At 40.8% G+C, this 17,886-nt stretch carries 20 protein-coding genes; 2 read left to right on the top strand and 18 right to left on the bottom strand.

Annotated features, from left to right (window positions below):
- Window positions 1-107: 107 nt before the first annotated feature.
- From O3622_RS06415 to O3622_RS06365, 11 genes are all read right to left on the bottom strand, one after another.
- Window positions 108-626 carry a Dps family protein gene (locus O3622_RS06415; RefSeq protein ID WP_000229895.1) on the bottom strand — a complete coding sequence of 173 codons (519 nt, stop codon included), beginning with the start codon at window positions 624-626 and terminating at the stop codon, window positions 108-110.
- A 188-nt stretch (window positions 627-814) separates the two neighbouring features.
- Complete coding sequence (gene tpiA / locus O3622_RS06410) at window positions 815-1,573, bottom strand: triose-phosphate isomerase (protein WP_000087891.1); 759 nt, start codon at window positions 1,571-1,573, stop codon at window positions 815-817.
- Between the two features lie 96 nt (window positions 1,574-1,669).
- On the bottom strand, window positions 1,670-2,347 hold the full coding sequence (locus O3622_RS06405) for a DnaD domain-containing protein (RefSeq protein WP_000220746.1): 678 nt from the start codon (window positions 2,345-2,347) through the stop codon (window positions 1,670-1,672).
- 8 nt (window positions 2,348-2,355) lie between these two features.
- On the bottom strand, window positions 2,356-3,300 hold the full coding sequence (gene metA / locus O3622_RS06400) for a homoserine O-succinyltransferase (RefSeq protein ID WP_001122733.1): 945 nt from the start codon (window positions 3,298-3,300) through the stop codon (window positions 2,356-2,358).
- Window positions 3,301-3,481: 181 nt separating this feature from the next.
- On the bottom strand, window positions 3,482-3,994 hold the full coding sequence (locus tag O3622_RS06395; RefSeq protein WP_001049316.1) for an adenine phosphoribosyltransferase: 513 nt from the start codon (window positions 3,992-3,994) through the stop codon (window positions 3,482-3,484).
- Between the two features lie 179 nt (window positions 3,995-4,173).
- Complete coding sequence (gene rplA, locus O3622_RS06390) at window positions 4,174-4,863, bottom strand: 50S ribosomal protein L1 (RefSeq protein WP_001085675.1); 690 nt, start codon at window positions 4,861-4,863, stop codon at window positions 4,174-4,176.
- 97 nt (window positions 4,864-4,960) lie between these two features.
- The gene (gene rplK, locus O3622_RS06385; protein ID WP_001085808.1) at window positions 4,961-5,386 is read right to left on the bottom strand and encodes a 50S ribosomal protein L11; all 426 of its coding nucleotides are present in this window, start codon (window positions 5,384-5,386) and stop codon (window positions 4,961-4,963) included.
- 122 nt (window positions 5,387-5,508) lie between these two features.
- Window positions 5,509-6,225 (bottom strand): LD-carboxypeptidase LdcB/DacB, encoded by a 717-nt coding sequence (gene ldcB / locus O3622_RS06380; RefSeq protein WP_000747738.1) that lies wholly within the window; start codon window positions 6,223-6,225, stop codon window positions 5,509-5,511.
- Between the two features lie 14 nt (window positions 6,226-6,239).
- A complete protein-coding gene (locus O3622_RS06375) occupies window positions 6,240-6,701 on the bottom strand; it encodes an HIT family protein (RefSeq protein WP_000335584.1) in 462 nt (153 codons plus the stop codon).
- Between the two features lie 186 nt (window positions 6,702-6,887).
- Entirely contained in the window at window positions 6,888-7,832 is a 945-nt protein-coding gene (locus O3622_RS06370; protein WP_223341662.1) for a hypothetical protein, read from the bottom strand.
- Window positions 7,833-7,858: 26 nt separating this feature from the next.
- Entirely contained in the window at window positions 7,859-8,896 is a 1,038-nt protein-coding gene (locus O3622_RS06365; RefSeq protein WP_001077273.1) for a M42 family metallopeptidase, read from the bottom strand.
- Between the two features lie 139 nt (window positions 8,897-9,035).
- Between O3622_RS06365 and O3622_RS06360 the strand changes: the two genes are divergently transcribed.
- Both O3622_RS06360 and O3622_RS06355 read left to right on the top strand, forming a co-directional pair.
- Window positions 9,036-9,587, top strand: a complete 552-nt coding sequence (locus tag O3622_RS06360; protein ID WP_000844333.1) for a DUF1307 domain-containing protein — start codon at window positions 9,036-9,038, stop codon at window positions 9,585-9,587.
- A 316-nt stretch (window positions 9,588-9,903) separates the two neighbouring features.
- Entirely contained in the window at window positions 9,904-10,455 is a 552-nt protein-coding gene (locus O3622_RS06355) for a DUF1307 domain-containing protein (RefSeq protein ID WP_000855328.1), read from the top strand.
- A 48-nt stretch (window positions 10,456-10,503) separates the two neighbouring features.
- Here O3622_RS06355 and brnQ read toward each other — a convergent pair whose 3' ends face one another.
- From brnQ to uvrC, 7 genes are all read right to left on the bottom strand, one after another.
- Window positions 10,504-11,829 (bottom strand): branched-chain amino acid transport system II carrier protein, encoded by a 1,326-nt coding sequence (gene brnQ / locus O3622_RS06350; RefSeq protein WP_001074590.1) that lies wholly within the window; start codon window positions 11,827-11,829, stop codon window positions 10,504-10,506.
- Between the two features lie 184 nt (window positions 11,830-12,013).
- A complete protein-coding gene (locus tag O3622_RS06345; protein WP_000659169.1) occupies window positions 12,014-12,301 on the bottom strand; it encodes a rhodanese-like domain-containing protein in 288 nt (95 codons plus the stop codon).
- Entirely contained in the window at window positions 12,298-12,888 is a 591-nt protein-coding gene (locus O3622_RS06340; RefSeq protein ID WP_000078130.1) for a uracil-DNA glycosylase family protein, read from the bottom strand. Before O3622_RS06340 ends, O3622_RS06345 begins: the two co-directional genes overlap by 4 nt.
- A 53-nt stretch (window positions 12,889-12,941) precedes the next feature.
- A complete protein-coding gene (gene pepV, locus O3622_RS06335) occupies window positions 12,942-14,342 on the bottom strand; it encodes a dipeptidase PepV (protein WP_000215924.1) in 1,401 nt (466 codons plus the stop codon).
- A 9-nt stretch (window positions 14,343-14,351) separates the two neighbouring features.
- Window positions 14,352-14,957: a nitroreductase family protein gene (locus tag O3622_RS06330; protein ID WP_000670151.1), complete on the bottom strand. Its 606-nt coding sequence runs from the start codon at window positions 14,955-14,957 to the stop codon at window positions 14,352-14,354.
- Window positions 14,958-15,131: 174 nt separating this feature from the next.
- Entirely contained in the window at window positions 15,132-15,986 is an 855-nt protein-coding gene (locus O3622_RS06325) for a metallophosphoesterase (RefSeq protein WP_001015771.1), read from the bottom strand.
- Window positions 15,976-17,823 (bottom strand): excinuclease ABC subunit UvrC, encoded by a 1,848-nt coding sequence (gene uvrC, locus O3622_RS06320; RefSeq protein WP_371607226.1) that lies wholly within the window; start codon window positions 17,821-17,823, stop codon window positions 15,976-15,978. The genes O3622_RS06325 and uvrC overlap by 11 nt, the downstream gene beginning before the upstream one ends.
- Between the last annotated feature and the right edge of the window lie 63 nt (window positions 17,824-17,886).

Genomic DNA, 17,886 nt, shown 5'->3' with positions numbered 1-17,886 from the left:
GCAGACAAAAAAATCATGCAACTTTTTACAGTTACATGACTTTTAAAAGATGATTGATCATGGGCACTTATCAAGCGCCTCATGATAAAAGGGGTAGCAACTATATTTTACAAACCAGGAGCTTGTCCAAGTTCTGCTGTAAGCATCCAAACTGTTTTCTCAAGTTCAGCCTTAGCCCCAACAAAGATATCGTTTGTAACATCATCACCTTCTTCGTCAGTTACATCCAAAGCTTTTTGGAAAAGAGCGATGAGGTAGCGATAAATTGCTAGAACACGTTCCAAGCTTTCTTCAACGTTACGGAATTCTCCTTCTTCTTCTTCGATTTCACTGTGTTGAAGGAATTCTGTCAAAGTTGAATAAGGTTTTCCACCAAGAGTAATCAAACGTTCACTGATTTCGTCAAGATAGCTATCAAGACTGTCCATGTATTCATCCATTTTTGGATGCCATACGAGGAAGCCACGACCACGCATATACCAGTGAACTTGGTGAAGGGCAATGTGAGCCACATACAAGTCCGCTACTGCTTGGTTCAATACTTCCTTTGTTTTTGCCAATGCTACTGGCGCTGTTTTAGATAATGTTGTTACGTCTTTTACTGCTTCTTTTTTCAATTCAACCATATTGATCACCTCATAATATTATTTTTGCAACCATATTTATTGATTACTATCTCAGTATACTACTCCTAGTAGACAAAAGCAAGAAAATTAACCCATATTAAAAAAGTTGTAATTGACTGATAATTTAAGAAAAATATACAGTCTTTAAAAAAAAGACAGTCTTAGCAGACTGTCTGGAATAACTGAGATTATTTTACAAAATCAAGCAATGCCAAGAAGCTTTCAGCTTCAAGTGACGCACCACCAACAAGGGCACCGTCAACGTCTGGGCAAGCCATGTATGAAGCAACGTTTTCAGGTTTAACAGAACCACCGTATTGAACACGAACTTTGTCCGCAACTTCTTGACCAAAGTCTGCAGCTACAACGTCACGAACGACTTTACACATTTTTTGTGCATCGTCTTGTGAAGCTGATTTACCAGTACCGATAGCCCAGATTGGCTCATAAGCGATAACGGATGCAGCAACTTGTTCAGCTGTCAATCCAGCCAATGCAGCAGATACTTGAGCACCTACGAATTCAGCAGCTTTACCAGCTTCGTAAGTTTCAAGTGACTCACCACAACAGATGATTGGAAGCATACCGTTTGCAAAGATTGCTTTTGCTTTTTTGTTGATATCTTCGTCAGTTTCATGGAAGTAGTCACGACGTTCTGAGTGACCGATAACAACGTAGTCAGTACCGATTTCTTTCAAAACTTGTGGGCTAGTTTCACCAGTGAAAGCACCTGCATTTTCAAAGTAGCAGTTTTGAGCAGCAACTTTAAGGTTTGAACCTTTAGCAGCAGCAAGAACAGCTGTCAAATCAAGAGCTGGAGCTGCGATACCTGCTTCAACAAGGTCTGATGAAGGAAGTTTTGATGCAACGGCTTCAACGAATGCTTTTGCTTCTTCTGGATTTTTGTTCATTTTCCAGTTACCAGCGATAAATGGTTTACGTGACATTTCACATACCTCTTTTTTCATTTTATTCACTATTATTCTATCATATTTATAAGGAGCTTGCAAACCTTACTCTAATTTTCAAGATTTTTCAAGCGACTAATCTTGCCACAAATTCATGGCATCGAGGAAATCAGCCGAAGCCTGAACTTGTTTGGGATTGTTGACTTCTCGCTCTGCTCGTTTGGCCTCTACCTGAGTCACAGACTGAATACCTTCATGGCGCCAGTTTCGTAGGATTGCCTGAATATATTTCCAGTTTGGCTTGCCATTGAGAACGGCCTCTCGGAGAGCTTCCTTAATCAAATCCGCCTTAACTCCGTCTTCTTTGACAGTCTTGGAAAGATCTTCGATTTCAAATGGTGTTAATAAGCGTCCCAACTCCTGCTGAAAAGTTTCAACCAGATCCTTCAACTGATTCTGCGGGTTTGGGGCAGTTGTAGCTGGAGTTTGGCTGTCTAGTAAGCTATCCAAGCGTTCAAAAGCCAAACTAGCATCAAAAATCAGCTCAATTTCCCCATTTAGTTCAATGGTTCGATATTGTAGCAAACCATTTTCAGTCAAATTTGAAATAGATTGGTTGACATCTGCAACCTCTTTCCCAATGATTTCAGCAATCTGACTAGGTGAAACATCTCCTAGGGCTGTGGTATTTTGTAAATAGAAAAATTGCCAGACGAGAAAATCTTCGCTGGAAGGAAAGAGTTCCTTAAAATGCAAGAGCAGGGCACTTGGTAAAACCAAGTTCCCTGATTTAAAAGCGTCAAAATATGTCATAATTCCTCTTATAGATATCCAAATGCAGCCACATCATCCTCTACCTTTCTCCAGTCAAAAGGGGTTTCTTGATAAACTGCATAGTTTACCCAATTGCTGAAAAAGAGGGCAGCTGATGAAGACCAACAGAGACAAGGCGTCTCATTTACATCATCATTTTTAAAGTAGTTCTCTGGGATATGAGGGTTGAGTCCCGCCTCATAATCACGAAAATACTCTCTTGCCAAAGTGTCACGATCGTACTCCAAATGACCAAAACTATAAATTTCACGCAAATCTCGACTAGCTAGGATAGAAACCCCAACCTCAGGACCTTCTGACAGAATCTCCAGATTGGTCTTGTTTAAGATTTCTTCTTTTAAAATCTCAGTATGACGAGAATGAGGAGCTACATAGCGATCATCAAAACCTCTAAAAAGAAGGTGCCCTTCTTTTAAGGTATCCTGTGGATAAATGCCTGATAGTTTCCGATCCATCTGGTGCTTTTCAACGCCATAGCGAACATAAAGACCTGCTTGTGCTCCCCAACAGATATGGAGGGTTGAAAAAACATGCGTCTTAGACCATTTGATGACCTGCTTGAATTCCTCCCAGTAGTCCACCTCTTCAAAAGGCAAATGCTCCACTGGTGCTCCTGTGATAATCATTCCATCAAAAAAGTCATCCTTGACCTCTGGAAAGGTTTTATAGAAGGTTTCCATATGTTCGGCACGAGTTGTCTTGGAACGATGTGTTTCCATATATAAGAAATCAATATCTAATTGCAAGGGGGTATTGGCCAAATGCCGTAAGAGTTGCGTTTCTGTTACCATCTTTTGAGGCATGAGATTTAAAATCAAAATCTTCAAGGGGCGAATATCCTGATGAGCAGCCCGTTGGTCGTCCATAACAAAGATATTTTCTGTCCTTAAAATCTCCACAGCTGGCAATTTTTTATCAATTCTAATCGGCATAACCTTCTCCTAACTGTACTCTTTTAGAAATAATTGAATGTGTTTGAAGTCAAATCTCAAACACTTAGTCCTTTTATTATACTGCAAGAAGATATAGTTTTCAATTATAGTTTTTCTCTAACTAGCTATAGTTTGTTTATATAGCAGATGAAGAGAAAACAGCCCCAAGGACTGTTTTTCATTAATAATGCATAAGTACCTTGTAATCGTAATCTCCGATTTTTTCACGGCCTTTAAGCTCATCCAACTCAATCAAGAAGGCACAACCGGCTACAACTCCACCAAGTCTTTCAATCATCTCAATGGTTGCTTTGACAGTTCCACCTGTTGCCAAAAGATCATCTACGATGAGAACACGTTGACCTGGCTTAATCGCATCAGCATGCATGGTCAAGGTATCAATACCGTACTCTTTCTCATAGTCAGCAGAAATGACTTCACGTGGCAATTTCCCTGGTTTACGAACAGGTGCAAAGCCAATTCCCAACTCAAAAGCAACTGGGCAGCCCACGATAAAGCCGCGAGCCTCTGGGCCCACGATCATGTCGATCTTCTTATCGGTTGCATACTGAACAATTTCACGAACAGCGTAGCTATAAGCATTTCCATCTGCCATCAAAGGGCTGATATCACGGAAGGTAATACCTTCCTTAGGATAATTTTCAATCGTTGCGATATAATCTTTTAAATTCATCTTTTTCTTTCTTTCAAAGTTTTTTACTCTCTATTATACCACATTTTCTGTGAAAGAAGAAGAGGAAAAGCACTATTCTATTGCCCCATCAGGCTATTAATAGAGTTATTTCCCCTGGAATGAACTTATCATCAAAAAAACGAGCACATTCGTACTCGTTCTCTGATATAAACTACTGATTAAAGTGAGTTTACGTCAACCTTGATACCAACACCTTGAGTAGTTGTGATTGTCAAGTTTGTTACGTAAGTTCCTTTAGCTGTAGCTGGTTTTGCTTTTTGGATTGTTTCGTTGAAAGCTTTGAAGTTTTCAACCAATTTTTCAGCTTCAAATGATACTTTACCGATGATTGCTTGAACGTTACCTGCACGGTCAGCACGGTAAGTAATTTTACCACCTTTAGACTCTTCAACTGCTTTAGCAACATCCATTGTTACAGTACCAGTTTTAGGGTTTGGCATCAAGTTACGTGGTCCAAGGACACGTCCAAGACGTCCAACAAGAGCCATCATGTCAGGTGTAGCGATAACTACGTCGAAGTCCAACCAACCGTCGTTGATTTTCGCAACAAGGTCATCTTCACCAACAAAGTCTGCACCAGCAGCTTTTGCTTCTTCAGCTTTTGCACCACGTGCGAAAACAAGAACGCGTGAAGTTTTACCAGTACCGTTTGGCAATACCATTGCGCCACGGATTTGTTGGTCAGCTTTTTTAACGTCGATGTTCAAGTTGTAAGCAACTTCTACAGTTGCGTCAAATTTTGCAAAGTTAGTTTCTTTTGCAAGTGCTACAGCTTCTTCTACACTGTATGCTTTTGTGCTGTCGATTTTTTCAAGAGCAGCACGAAGTTGTTTGCTTTTTTTAGCCATTTTCTATTCTCCTTGTAAGTGGTTCAATCGATTTTCATCTCCCACGTCACTTCTCGAAATGATGAAGTCTTGCGGGTTATATTGGGGGTGTTATTGATTAGTCAACAACAGTGAATCCCATAGAACGAGCAGTACCTTCGATCATACGCATTGCAGACTCAATGTTTGCTGCGTTCAAATCTGGCATCTTAGTTTCTGCAATTTCTTGTACTTGTGCACGAGTAACTGTAGCAACTTTAGTTTTGTTAGGTGTACCTGATCCTTTTTCAACACCTGCAGCTTTTTTCAAAAGAACAGCAGCTGGTGGTGTTTTTGTAACGAAAGTAAATGATTTGTCTTCGTATACTGAGATAACAACTGGAATGATCATACCAGCTTGGTCAGCTGTACGAGCGTTGAACTCTTTTGTGAATCCCATGATGTTGATACCAGCTTGACCAAGAGCAGGTCCAACTGGTGGAGCTGGTGTAGCTTTACCAGCAGGGATTTGCAATTTTACAAGTTTTTCGACTTTTTTAGCCATTTTTAAATCCTCCTTTGTGGTTTTGGCGGTAATTAGAGATTTTTACCTCCCACAAGTATGCTTTACACATACTTTTCCATTATACACTATTTATCTAAAAATGCAAGAGAAAACTTTCGTTTTTAATCGACGTAATCGCCGCCTTCAAAGCCATAGTACTCTTCTAAACTGAGACCACTTGCAGCAATTTCTTTGGCCTCTTTTCCGACGTAGCGAAGATGCCATTCTTCCGCCATGTAGCCAGTCTCTTTTTCCTTGCCTTTGAGATAGCGAACAACAAAGCCAAAGTCAGCCGCATGATCCAAGAGCCACTGGGCTGCCTTTTCTTCAGTAACTAAATCACCATCTGTCCCAATAAGGTCAAAAGCAAGACCTGTTTGGTGTTCACTATAACCTGGGCGAGCTGAGTAGCGATCAGCAGCTTCCTTACCATCTTGATTCACATAGTCTTGATAAAGTTTGGTTTGAGTTTCATAACTTCTAAAACCACTGTAGTGATCGCTGATTGGGTAGCCCGCTGCTTGCATTGCTGCAATGAGTTTCAGCAACTCTGCTTTAGCTGTTGGATTTTCTCCTGGATTATAGTCTTTTGACAAAGGATAGTGCTTATTAGCTATGACGATTTCATCGTACTTCCCTTGAATACTATAGTAGTCTCCCTTATTGACAACTTCTGCCTTCTTCTGACTAGAGGCTTGGGATTTGCTCCCTACAGTTCCTTCAGGTTGACTAGTTTGTTCCGTTTTTTGAGTGTTTTCTTCATTTTTAGGTTTTTCTTGAGAACATGCTGCTAGGGTTACTGCTAGCAAACCTGATAAAACGATGTATCTTTTTTTCATTTTTTCTTCCTCTCTTAGGCCATGTGCTTCTCTAATTCATCGGATAAGGCTTTAATCATTTGTTCCAACTCATGGGATTTCACTTGGCAATCTTCTGACGCCATTTCTTCCCAGGGCACCCACCAGACTGGACCACGGCCATTAAGCCCATGCCCCTTCATATCACCTGACCGTCTTGGAAAGAGGTGCCAGTGAGCGTGGGCATCTCCATTTCCTAGAAGTTCGATGTTCATCTTTTCAGCTTTAAACGCTTTGGCGACTGCTTCTTGGACTAAACTCATTTCCTCTAGAAAACGCAGTTTTTCAGAAGTCTCCATATGGTGGAGTTCTGTTATATGTTCTTTTGCCAGAAATAAGGTATAGCCCTTAAAGTATTGGTGATCCCCAATAACAACATAGCCTGTTTCTAGTTCTTTTACAAAGTAGGGATTTTTCCCCGCTTTAATTAGGTCTATCCGCTCACAAATAAGACACATGAGTCTCTCCTTTCAACTCTAATAAGTTCAAAATATCTTGAGCCTGACAGCTCGGGATTAGCTATACTTGCATTCTCAAGCACATAGGGATTAAATCACTCACTGTCAATCCCTGCTTTATTTACCCCTCGGATATCCACTGCTTCAAAGTCGAGAAGGATGTGATTAAGGTCAAAAAGTCGGTGTTCATAGGTCATCATTCCCCTCCCTCTTATCTTTGTGAAATAATTTTTGAATCTTATTAAAAAATGGAATAACTGTAAAATTATCTATAAAGCGTCTCTTACTTAACTTAGGTCCCTGTAGTTTTCTATATTCTTCGATATAAATTGTAGATACCTTACCAATTTCACTTTCTCCGAAGATAATAGCTTTTAAAAATATTACACCAATACTTAAACAAAGTGAAACTATTCCAACAATAAGAACGATAGATAAATTTTTATACAAATAATACGATATTACAGTATCAACTGCGACAATATAGAAAAGGCACACTGTAATAAATATTCCAGATCTTCCATCATCACTTTCATCAACACTAAATTCTGGGAGTAAAAAAATTAAAATTACAACAAGCAGCAAATAAGCCAATAACAAAGAGGGTCCAGTAGGTTGTTCTATAAAACTCTGATACCCAAAGTAAATGAAAAATAGCTGAAGTAATAACATCGCATACTGAAATAAATAAAACCATATTTTAGCTGAACTTATAAGCGGAATATTTTTTTCTACTTTTATATCTAGTAATCGTTTAGCAATTTGTATCCGATGAGCTAGTTCTTTTAAATCCTCTATTTGAAGTATTTGAGAAGCAAGTTTTTTCTCTATAATTTCTATTTGATACCATATATATCCATCATCTTCTATCCACTGATATTTTCCAAAAGTTTTTATTTTTCGTCCATACGGATTAATGTTTTGAGAAATTTTAAAAAGTAGTTTTTCTAAATCTGGATTAGTAATTCCTTTATCTACCAGTTCATCGGCATAAACAACTAGTTCTTTAAAGTTTTCTTGTTTATTTTCATACACATACTTACGATATTCCTCTTTTTTCTTTTGGAAATAAGCATACAAACCCGAAACTAACCCCGTTATTATAGCAGGCGTTGCTAATTGTTTCAGCATTTCAAACATAATACTTTATCGCCCCTTTACTCCACCAAGGTGCTCTTGAGATAGGCGTCTACCATACGCTCAGTCGCCACGACCGAATCAATGTGTGTTCGTTCGTAAGAGTGACTGGATTCAATACCAGCTCCAAGGAGGGCGTGTTTGACCTCTGCTCCTGCTGACATAGCTGCTGAAGCGTCCGATCCATAAAATGGATAGATATCCAGCTTAAATGGAATATCTTGCTCTTTCGCCAAAGCTACTAAGTGTTGACGGAAGTCATAGTGATAAGGACCAGAAGCATCCTTGACACAGATAGATACTGTGTACTCATCCGTCTGTTGGTCATCGCCCATAGCTCCCATATCTACAGCTAGATATTCCACTACCTGAGCTGGAATATTGGAGTTGGCACCGTGACCCACCTCTTCGAAGACTGAAAAAGCAAAATGAGTTGTTACTGGCAATTCAATCCCCTCTTCCTTGTAAATACGAAGAAGATTGAGCAAAATTGCTGCGCTGACCTTGTCATCCAAGTGTCGAGACTTGATAAAACCAGTTTCTGTCACAACTGTTCGCGGATCGAAACTAATAAAGTCTCCAACCTCAATACCCAAGGCGCGGGTTTCTTTTTCATTGGTTACTTTTGCATCCAAACGCACTTCCATATTGTCCTGAGTACGTTCAGCAGTTCCTGCATCCTTGTAGACATGGCAAGATGTCTGGTGGATGAGGATAGTTCCAGATACCGTTTTACCTGTACTAGCCACATGAACCGTACAGTTCTCTCCCTCAATCATGTTCCAAGGGAAACCACCGATACGATCCAATTTGAGACGGCCATCCGGTTTGACAGCACGGACAATAGCACCCAGCGTATCCACATGGGCAGTCACATAGCGGTGTTGGTCATCATTTTGACCTTTAATAGTAACATTGACACCACCCTTAGCAGTTCGAATAGGCTGGTAACCAAGCTCTTCTAAAGTATGGACTAGGTAGTCTGAAATCTCACGAGTAAAGCCCGTTGGAGATGCAATAGCAGTTAATTCTTTGATATAGTTTACAGTTTGATTCATTTCTTCACCTCTTTCCTACCATTATAACATTTTTCTAGTCAGACTCCTTCTCAAAAGGAGAAAAACTGTGTTTAGTTGCTTTCACTATAGATCCATGTTATAATACAAATACTTTGATTATGAAAGGAAAGTAATAGATATGAAATCATACTTTAAAGTATCACTAGCCCTTGTGGCTTCACTTGTCCTCCTGCTCGGATGTTCCAAACAAGCATCAACTACTGCTAGCAGCAGTACCAAAGAAGACACAACAACTCAGTCAAACGAGACTAAACAAAGCAGTCAACAATCATCTGAAAAGAAAGAAACAACTAAAACACATACCTTTGTAAACAAAAGCAATTCTGGAATCACTTCTACCTTGATTTATACTGTAGAAGGGGACAATGTTATCAAGCAATCAGCTAATAACATTGCTGATCCTGAAATCCTTGGTGCAACTCCAGAAGATGTCAAGAGTTTTATCGAAGAAAAGTACAAAGGTTATAATGGACTCAAAGGTGTTAAACAAACGATTGAAATCAAAGATGGTAAAGTTGTTCAAGATCTAGAAGTTGATTTCTCAGTTGCAAGCATTAGCGAACTTAGAAAAGCACTTCCTGAAGAATATTCTGGTATCGGTAATCGTGTCAGTTTCTCAAATTCTAAAAAAGCACTGGAAAAAATGGGATTCACAGAAAAGACGAACTAATCTCCCAAAATTTCATATAGACTAGTGTAGGTCCACCCCAAAAGTTAGACACAACTCTGACTCTTGGGGTATTTTACTATATTCCTAACTGATGAGTCCGATAGATTCCTCCAAATCCCATAAAAAGTGCATTTAAAACTTCCCACTTTTCAATCCATACGATAAAAAATTTTTGAAACAGATAGAGACAAAACTTTAATCGTCAGACTAGTTTCTGTTCATTGTCATGTCAAATCAGATGAGAGGGGAGGTCTAGTTGATTTTGTAGTAGAATCATGTTATAATACAAAATACTTTGATTATGAAAGGAAATTTTATGAAAACTCTTGTTAAAACTTCACTAGCCCTAGTGGCTTCACTTGTCCTCCTGCTCGGATGCTCCAAACAAGCATCTACACCTGCTAGCAGCAGTACCAAAGAAGACACAACAACTCAGTCAAGCGAGACCAAACAAAGCAGCCAACAATCATCTGAAAAGAAAGATGAGACAGAAACCCACACATTTGTTCACAATAGCAATCCCGGAAGAACTTCTACCTTGACATACACTGTTAAGGGGGATGATGTTGTAAAACAAGAAGTCTATAATGTTTTTGACCCTGAAATACTGGACAAGTCAGCAGAAGAGATTAAAGAACTTATCGTGAAAACTTATAAAAAGGAGGAAGGACTTAAAGGCATTACACAAAATATCGAATTCAAAGATGGAAAAGTCATCCATAGCATGGAGGTTGACATGACTGTTGTGAATCTCGAAGAGATGAAAAAAGCAATGCCAAATGAAGTTTCTGGCTCTGGAAGCCGTGTAAGTTTCCTAAAAACTAGAAAAATGCTTAAAGAGGCTGGTTATACTGAACAAACCAACTAACGAGTCGTGCTTATACAAAAAATTCTTGGTCGTTGACCAAGAATTTTTTTATTCCATCTCAAAAACATCACTCTCTTGTTTGTTTGGTAGAACCAGCGAAAGCAAGATTCCGATAATAGCTGGCACTAGCCATGGAAGAGAGGCTGACGCAAACGGAAGGGCATTAATCAGATTTTCAAGAAACTCAATCTTAAAGGAACTTCCAAGAACGCTTGCAAGAGCAATAGCTGTAACAAGGCTAATGGTTAACTGCATGCCCGGTTTTGATAAGGGTACAAACTTATTCACAATCACGATCATCACAATGGAGATGGTGATTGGGTACAAGATTACAAGTACTGGCACTGAGTACTTAATGATTGCATCAAGGCCAAGATTAGCAATAGCAAACCCAATCAAGGTAAAGGCAGTTGCATAGACCTTGTAACTGATTTGTGGGAAACGTCCGTTAAAGAACTCTGCTGTCGACACAATCAAGCCAACTGTCGTTGTGAAACAGGTTACAGTTACCATAACAGCAAGAAAGAGCTGAGCTGTTGAACCAAAGATTTCCTGAGTTGCTTGTGACAAGATATAAACGCCTGGTGTTCCACCCTTCATCACTTCTGCTGGTACTGGGAAATGATTTCCAAGGAATCCTAAACCGATGTAGAGAGCGCTAAAGGCAAGAGCTACCACAATACCAACAACCCAAATAGTTGAGATGTATTCTTTCTTACTTGAAAATCCAAGTTGTTTCAAGGTTTGAACAGCAATCACACTAAAGGCCACTGAAGCAAGAGCATCCAAGGTATTATAACCTTCTAGGAAACCTGTACCAAAAGCAGAAGCTTGATAAGCAGCTGACGCAGTTTGAGGACTTGTTCCACCGTATTTGAAGGCACCTAGTACAACCAAGATAACGATCAACAAAGCAAAGACTGGTGTCAAGATTCGTCCGATACGGTCCAAAATCTTTGATGGATTGAGTGAAATCAGATAGGCTGCGGCAAAGTAAAGCACGGTAAAGATAATCAATCCTAGGCCTTTATTTGCTTCAGACAAGAGGGGACTAATCCCAACTTCGTAAGCTGTTGTTGCTGTACGTGGAATGGCAAAGAAGGGGCCAATCGATAGATAGAGGACTGCAAGATAAAGTGTCGCAAACCAAGGTGAGATTTTCTTAGAAATCTCGTGAATGTATCCTTTAGGATTGAGCGTTCCGATGATGAGCGTTAGGACAGCAATCCCAACACCCGAAAATACAAAACCTGCGATGGCAGGAAGAAACTGTTCTCCAGATAGGGCACCTAGAGAAGGCGGAAAAATCAAGTTCCCCGCACCAAAAAATATTCCAAACAGGAGCAAGCCTGTTAGGGCACCTTTTTTAGCCATAAAAATCTCCTTCATATTTCTAAAATACTGACCTAGTATACCATGATTAAGACTCTGAAAAAAGTATCCAAAATTAATCATTGAATGTTTTCAATATTTTTAAAAATAAGAATTATCTAAAAACAAAATCCCTCACTCAGTTGGAACCGAGCAAGGGAAGACTAGGATCTATCGCCATATAGGTTTAAAGATTTTCAAAGACCGTCATTCCGCCTTGGACATTGATAACGTCATAACCTTGTTCAGCTAGAAATTGACAAGCACGTGCTGACCTCATCCCAGATTTACAAATCACGTAGTAAAGCTGGTCTTTGTCTAGTTGTTCATAAGTATCAGCCAATTGACTGAGAGGTAAATTACGAGCACCTTCTAAATGAAGAGACTCAAACTCATCTACTTCTCTCACGTCCAGCACAGAAAGTGAACTATTCTGGTAAAGCTGGTAAAAATCGTTAAAAGTAATTTCTTTCATTTTGTTTCTCCAAGAATCTTTTGAATTCTTTTTTTCAAATCGGGCATCACTTCTGACTCAAACCAAGGATTCTTAGCCATCCAAATTTGATTACGAGGAGAAGGGTGAACTAGAGGAAAATAGGTTGGTAAGTAGTTCTGGTAATGTTTTACCCGTTCTGTCACCTTGCCACTAACTTTCTCATGTAAATAATAGGCTTGGGCATATTGCCCAATCAAGAGAGTTAATTGGATATTGGGCAATTCTTGCAAGAGTTGTGGGTGCCATTTTTCGGCAAAGCCTTTACGGGGGGGAAGGTCGCCCGATTTTCCATGTCCTGGGAAATAAAAGTCCATGGGAATAACTGCAAACAAGCCCGAATTGTAAAAGGTATCTTCATCTACACCTAGCCACTCACGCAAGCGATCGCCGCTCTTATCCTTCCAATAAATCCCAGCTTCTTGCGTTTTAAACCCCGGAGCTTGACCGACAATATTGATGCGGGCAGTTTTTGGCGCCGCAAAGAGAGGTTCGATTCCGCGTTCTGTATAGCTGATATTCTGTGGATCCGCCATAATGGCTTGCTTGATTCTTTCGATTTGAGACATCTGTTTTCCCTCCAAAAAGAAGTCCAAGCATAACATCTCAGACTTCTATCGTTTTATTTGATCAATTCATAGATAGCCTCAGCATAGATTGCTGCTGCTCGGAAGAGATCGTCCAAGGCGATAAATTCATTGGCTTGATGCATGGTATCGATTGAGTCTGGGAACATAGCACCGTAGGCAACCCCACGTTCCAGCAAGCGACCAAAGGTACCACCACCGATGACTTGCTCGTGACCTTGGAGACCAGTTTGTTTTTCATAGACATTCAACAAGGTTTGCACAAGCGGATCTTCCATTGGCACATAGTGAGGGGTATGGCCGTGTTCAGAAAGACTAACTGAAGCCACTTGCAAGTTTTCAAGGATTGACTTGATTTGCTCTGGACTTGTTCCTTTTGGATAACGGAAGTTGAGGGCAATCGTATTGTCAGCACTTGTTTCATCAAAGCGGAAGACACCGGCATTCATAGAAAGGGCACCCATCTTTTCATCTACATGAGCAACCTTGAGATTTGTACCCTCATGGTCGTTCAAAAGAATCTTACCAGCGATGTTAAGGTAGTCTTTTGCAGGTCCTGCAAAGTCAAACTGGCTGAGGAAAAGGGCAAGGTAGGTCGCACCATTGACACCTGATGCAGGCATAGCACCATGAGCTGATTTACCAATCACAGTCACCTTGTACTGGCCGTTTTCTTCTTGGAGTTCTCCTCTGAGTTTGTGTTCTGTAACAAAAGCATCTAGTTTAGCTTGCAAGTCAGCCAAGTCACCTGAAACAACTGCTGTTGCTGATTCAGGTACCATGTTTTCACGCAAACCACCTGTGAAGCTGTGAAGGCGAGCTGCACCAGTATTTTCACCTGCAAAATGGAGATATTCTGTGATATTCCCTTTTTCACCATTGATGATAGGGAATTCAGCATCTGGAGAGAAACCGAAGTCTGGTTTCGCAAGTCCTACATGTTCAAAGTAGTAGTCCATGTCTGCCCAGCCTGATTCTTCATCTGTTCCGACGATGAAACGAACTTTTTTAGAAGTTGGAAGCCCCAATTCTTTGATGATTTTCAAACCATAGTAACAAGCTGTTGTAGGCCCCTTGTCGTCTGAAGCTCCACGCGCATAAAGGCGACCGTCTTTGATAGTTGGTGTATAAGGGTCCGTGTCCCAACCGCTACCAGCTGGCACCACGTCCATGTGAGCAAAGATTCCGAGAACTTCTTCTCCTTCACCAAACTCAAAATGTCCTGCGTAGTTATCAACATTTTTAGTTGGATAGCCATCACGGTCTGCGATTTCAAGGAATTTTTCCAAGGCTTTTACTGGACCAGGTCCAAATGGATGCTCAGCATCGGCTTTGCTGTCATCACGTTCTGAGTTGATTTCCAAAAGGCTAAACAAGTCAGCCAAGAGGTCTTCTTTGCGTTTTTCTACTTCTGCTGTAAAATCAATAACTGTCATTTTTTCTTCCTATCTCTTCTCGATAATTTCATCTACTGGCAAGCGGTAGCTTGGTTCCAATTTCTCATCTGTGTATCCAACTGTGATCAAGAGTTCTGGACGGAATCGGTCTTCAATGTCCAAAACTTCGTTGGCTTTTGATTTGTCAAATCCAAGAATAATGTTAGAACCGATTCCTTGGTCTGTCAGAGCAAGAACCAAGTTCATGGCAACCAAACCTGCATTGAGGGCTAGGTAGTCGCTGACTTGTTGTTCACTGTAACGCGCAAATTCAGCTGGCAGATTCTTCATAAAATATTGAAGTTGCTCTTCAGAGAAGTTATTAGCGCCGCCAACTCGGGCAATCTTACGAGCACGTTTAGCCAAATCTGTGTCGGTAAACAAGGCAATGGTTACAGGTGCTGCTGATACCTGCTCAAAGTTCGAACCATAAGCCAATTTTGCCAATTCAGCATTTTTCTCACGAACAACCACAAACTTCCATGGCTGGCTGTTGTGGGCACTTGGGGCCAAGGTTGCGATTTCGATAGCCGTACGCACATCTTTGGGATCTACCGGTTTATCAGTAAAATGCTTAGTCGCATGACGTTTTTTATTTAATTCAAGAAATTTCATAATCGATTTCCTTTTCTAATTCTACTGCATCCATTCTACCATATTTTGAAAGAGCTTGCAGAGATTTTTCATAGAAAGAAATTGGAACACGGATGAAGTCCTGGATTTAAACTTATCATTAAAATCAGATTTTTCCTCATCCAGTTCCAACTAATTTTCAGGGGTTTTAAGAAACTAGTCTACCTTATATTCTGACTTTATAGCCTCCAAAAATTTCTTCACATCCTCAACATACCCATGCTTTTCAATTAAACTAGCTAAGAGTTCTAGATTGTGCCCCCGATAGTTGTCATCTCGGCGTAGTTCTTCATACATTTCGATAAAAGGAAGCCCCTTGGACTTGGCCAATTCTAACTCTGCTTCATAGTCATAAGCAACTTTTCGGAATAGAATGTTTACTAATTCCCCATATTCTACTTCTATCACAGCATACTGAGCACGGTGATTTTTTAACGCCTCCCAATTAAAATAGGGCATGCCAATCGACCCTGGATTGATGATTTGTTGCCCTTGACTGCCATAACGAAGCAACTGCTTGTGAACATGACCATAGACTGCCACATCAACTTCATCATCTAGGAGTTGGTCAAATTTCTCTGTATCATTCTCAACTAGCAAGTCACCACCATAGTTCTTATTTGGCAAATTATGAGAAAGAGAAAAACGCAGTCCGTCAACTTCTCTCTTTTCTAGCATAGGTAAGCTTCGTAGCCAGTCAATCGTTGCAGGATCCATTCGCTCCATCAAATACTGCGTCATACGCAAGAGCTGGACTTCCTGTGGGTCTTCCAAGCCATATTGCCCATCTAAAGCCTCAAGGACACAATCATCCCAATTGCCTCGAACACTTGTAGTGATAGAAAGTTCCTTTAACAGAGCGACCAAGTCATTTGCACCTGGACCAGGGAGGAAAATGTCTCCCATGAGCCAGTATTCACTGACTCCTTGTGCTTTAGCATCTGCAATCACTGCTTCTAAGGCAGTCACATTTCCATGAATATCTGATAAAATTGCGATTTTATGGTTCATAATGATCTCCTTCTGTTTGATAATCTACTCTCTCTTCCGCCACTTGAGCCAGTTCCACTGCTTCCTGCGGATTCAACTTTCTTTGCACAGTTTCTGCGACAGCTCTGGGCACACCGACTTCGACAATCTCATCCACACTGGCTTCCTTGATTTTAGTGAGAGATTTAAAATGCTTCATGAGATTCTGCTTGCGTTTAGGTCCCAGACCGTCAATCCCATCCAGCTGTGAAGAAAAGGAATTTTTGGAGCGCAGTTGGCGGTGGAAAGTGATAGCAAAGCGGTGTACCTCATCTTGAATGCGTTGGAGGAGGAAAAATTCCTGAGAATTGCGAGATAACTCTACCACTTCCAGTGGATCTCCAAAGAGCAGTTCATGGGTTTGGTGCTTGTCATTCTTTTGCAGACCTGCAATTGGGATATCCAATCCTAGCTCTTCTTGGATGACTTGCTTGGCAATATTGACTTGACCTTGTCCCCCATCAATGACAATCAAATCTGGAGGGGTCAAGCCCTCACGTTGAACTCGGCCATAACGTCTGCGAATAACCTCTCGCATACTAGCATAGTCATCTGGGCCAACAACCGTTTTTATCTTGTACTTTCGGTAGTCTTTTTTACTCGGTTTGCCATTGACAAAGACCACCATAGCTGAAACAGGACTGGTTCCCATGATATTAGAGTTATCAAAGGACTCGATACGGACTGGGGTCGGGATTTGGAGCAAGCGTCCCAGATTTTCAATAGCTCCTTGTGTCTTTTCGACAGATTTTTCTAGCAGATTGAACTTCTGCTCCAGGCTAACACGGGCATTTTTTATAGCTAGATTGACCAGTTGTTTTTTCTCTCCACGCTGGGGTTTGAGAATCTTGGTATCCACCAAGGCCTTGACAGCTTCTTCGTCGATATCTTGCGGAATCAATACTTCATTGGGAACCAGGTGGGATTTTTCTTGATAGAATTGTCCCACATAGGTCAAGAAGTCCTCATCCGGATCATTGTAATAGGGGAAAAGATTGACATCCCGCTCGATGAGTTTTCCTTGACGGACAAAGAAAACCTGAACACACATCCAGCCCTTGTCCACATAGTAGCCAAAGACGTCCCGATTTTGCAAATCTTTCGCCATGACCCGTTGCTTGGTCCGAAGCGTTCCAATGGCCTGAATCAGGTCACGGTATTCTGCTGCCCGTTCAAACTCCATACTTTGCGCTGCCACTGTCATTTTGCTCTTGAGATCATCGATGATTTTGTCATCCTGTCCTTTTAAGAAGTCAGAAACCTCCTGAGCCATGGACTTGAAATAAGCCTCATCCTTCTTACAGATGGTGTGGGCCATACATTGACCGATATGGTAATAAAAGCAAACCTTAGAAGGTGGATTGGTACACTTGCGAAAAGGGAAAATCCGATCCAGCAGTCGCTTGATTTCATTGGCTGCCCCCACATCTGGATAAGGACCAAAATAAAGCCCTCCATCCTTTTTGACCTGACGAGTAATAATAAGCCGTGGATAGCGTTCATTGGTGATTTTGATAAAGGGATAGGACTTATCATCCTTGAGCATGATATTGTACTTGGGCTTGTTTTCCTTGATAAGGTTGATTTCCAGAAGGAGGGCCTCAATATTGGACTCAGTGACGATAAATTCAAAATCCACAATTTCAGACACCAGAGCTTCTGTCTTGGTATCATGACTTCCACGGAAATAAGACCGCACGCGATTGCGTAGATTTTTAGCCTTTCCTACATAGATAATGGTGCCGTTTTTATCTTTGTGAATGTAACAACCAGGGCTGGTCGGCAAGAGCTCCAGTTTTGATTTGATCAAGTTATTCATAGTTCCATTATAGCAAAAAGGCCGTGACAGGACGAACAAAAAGCCCCACCAACCGCTTAATGG

Origin of the sequence: Streptococcus sp. 27098_8_51 (assembly GCF_041432205.1) — a bacterium.
Taxonomy (GTDB): Bacteria; Bacillota; Bacilli; order Lactobacillales; family Streptococcaceae; genus Streptococcus.
This window is presented reverse-complemented; position numbering and strand designations above follow the sequence as displayed.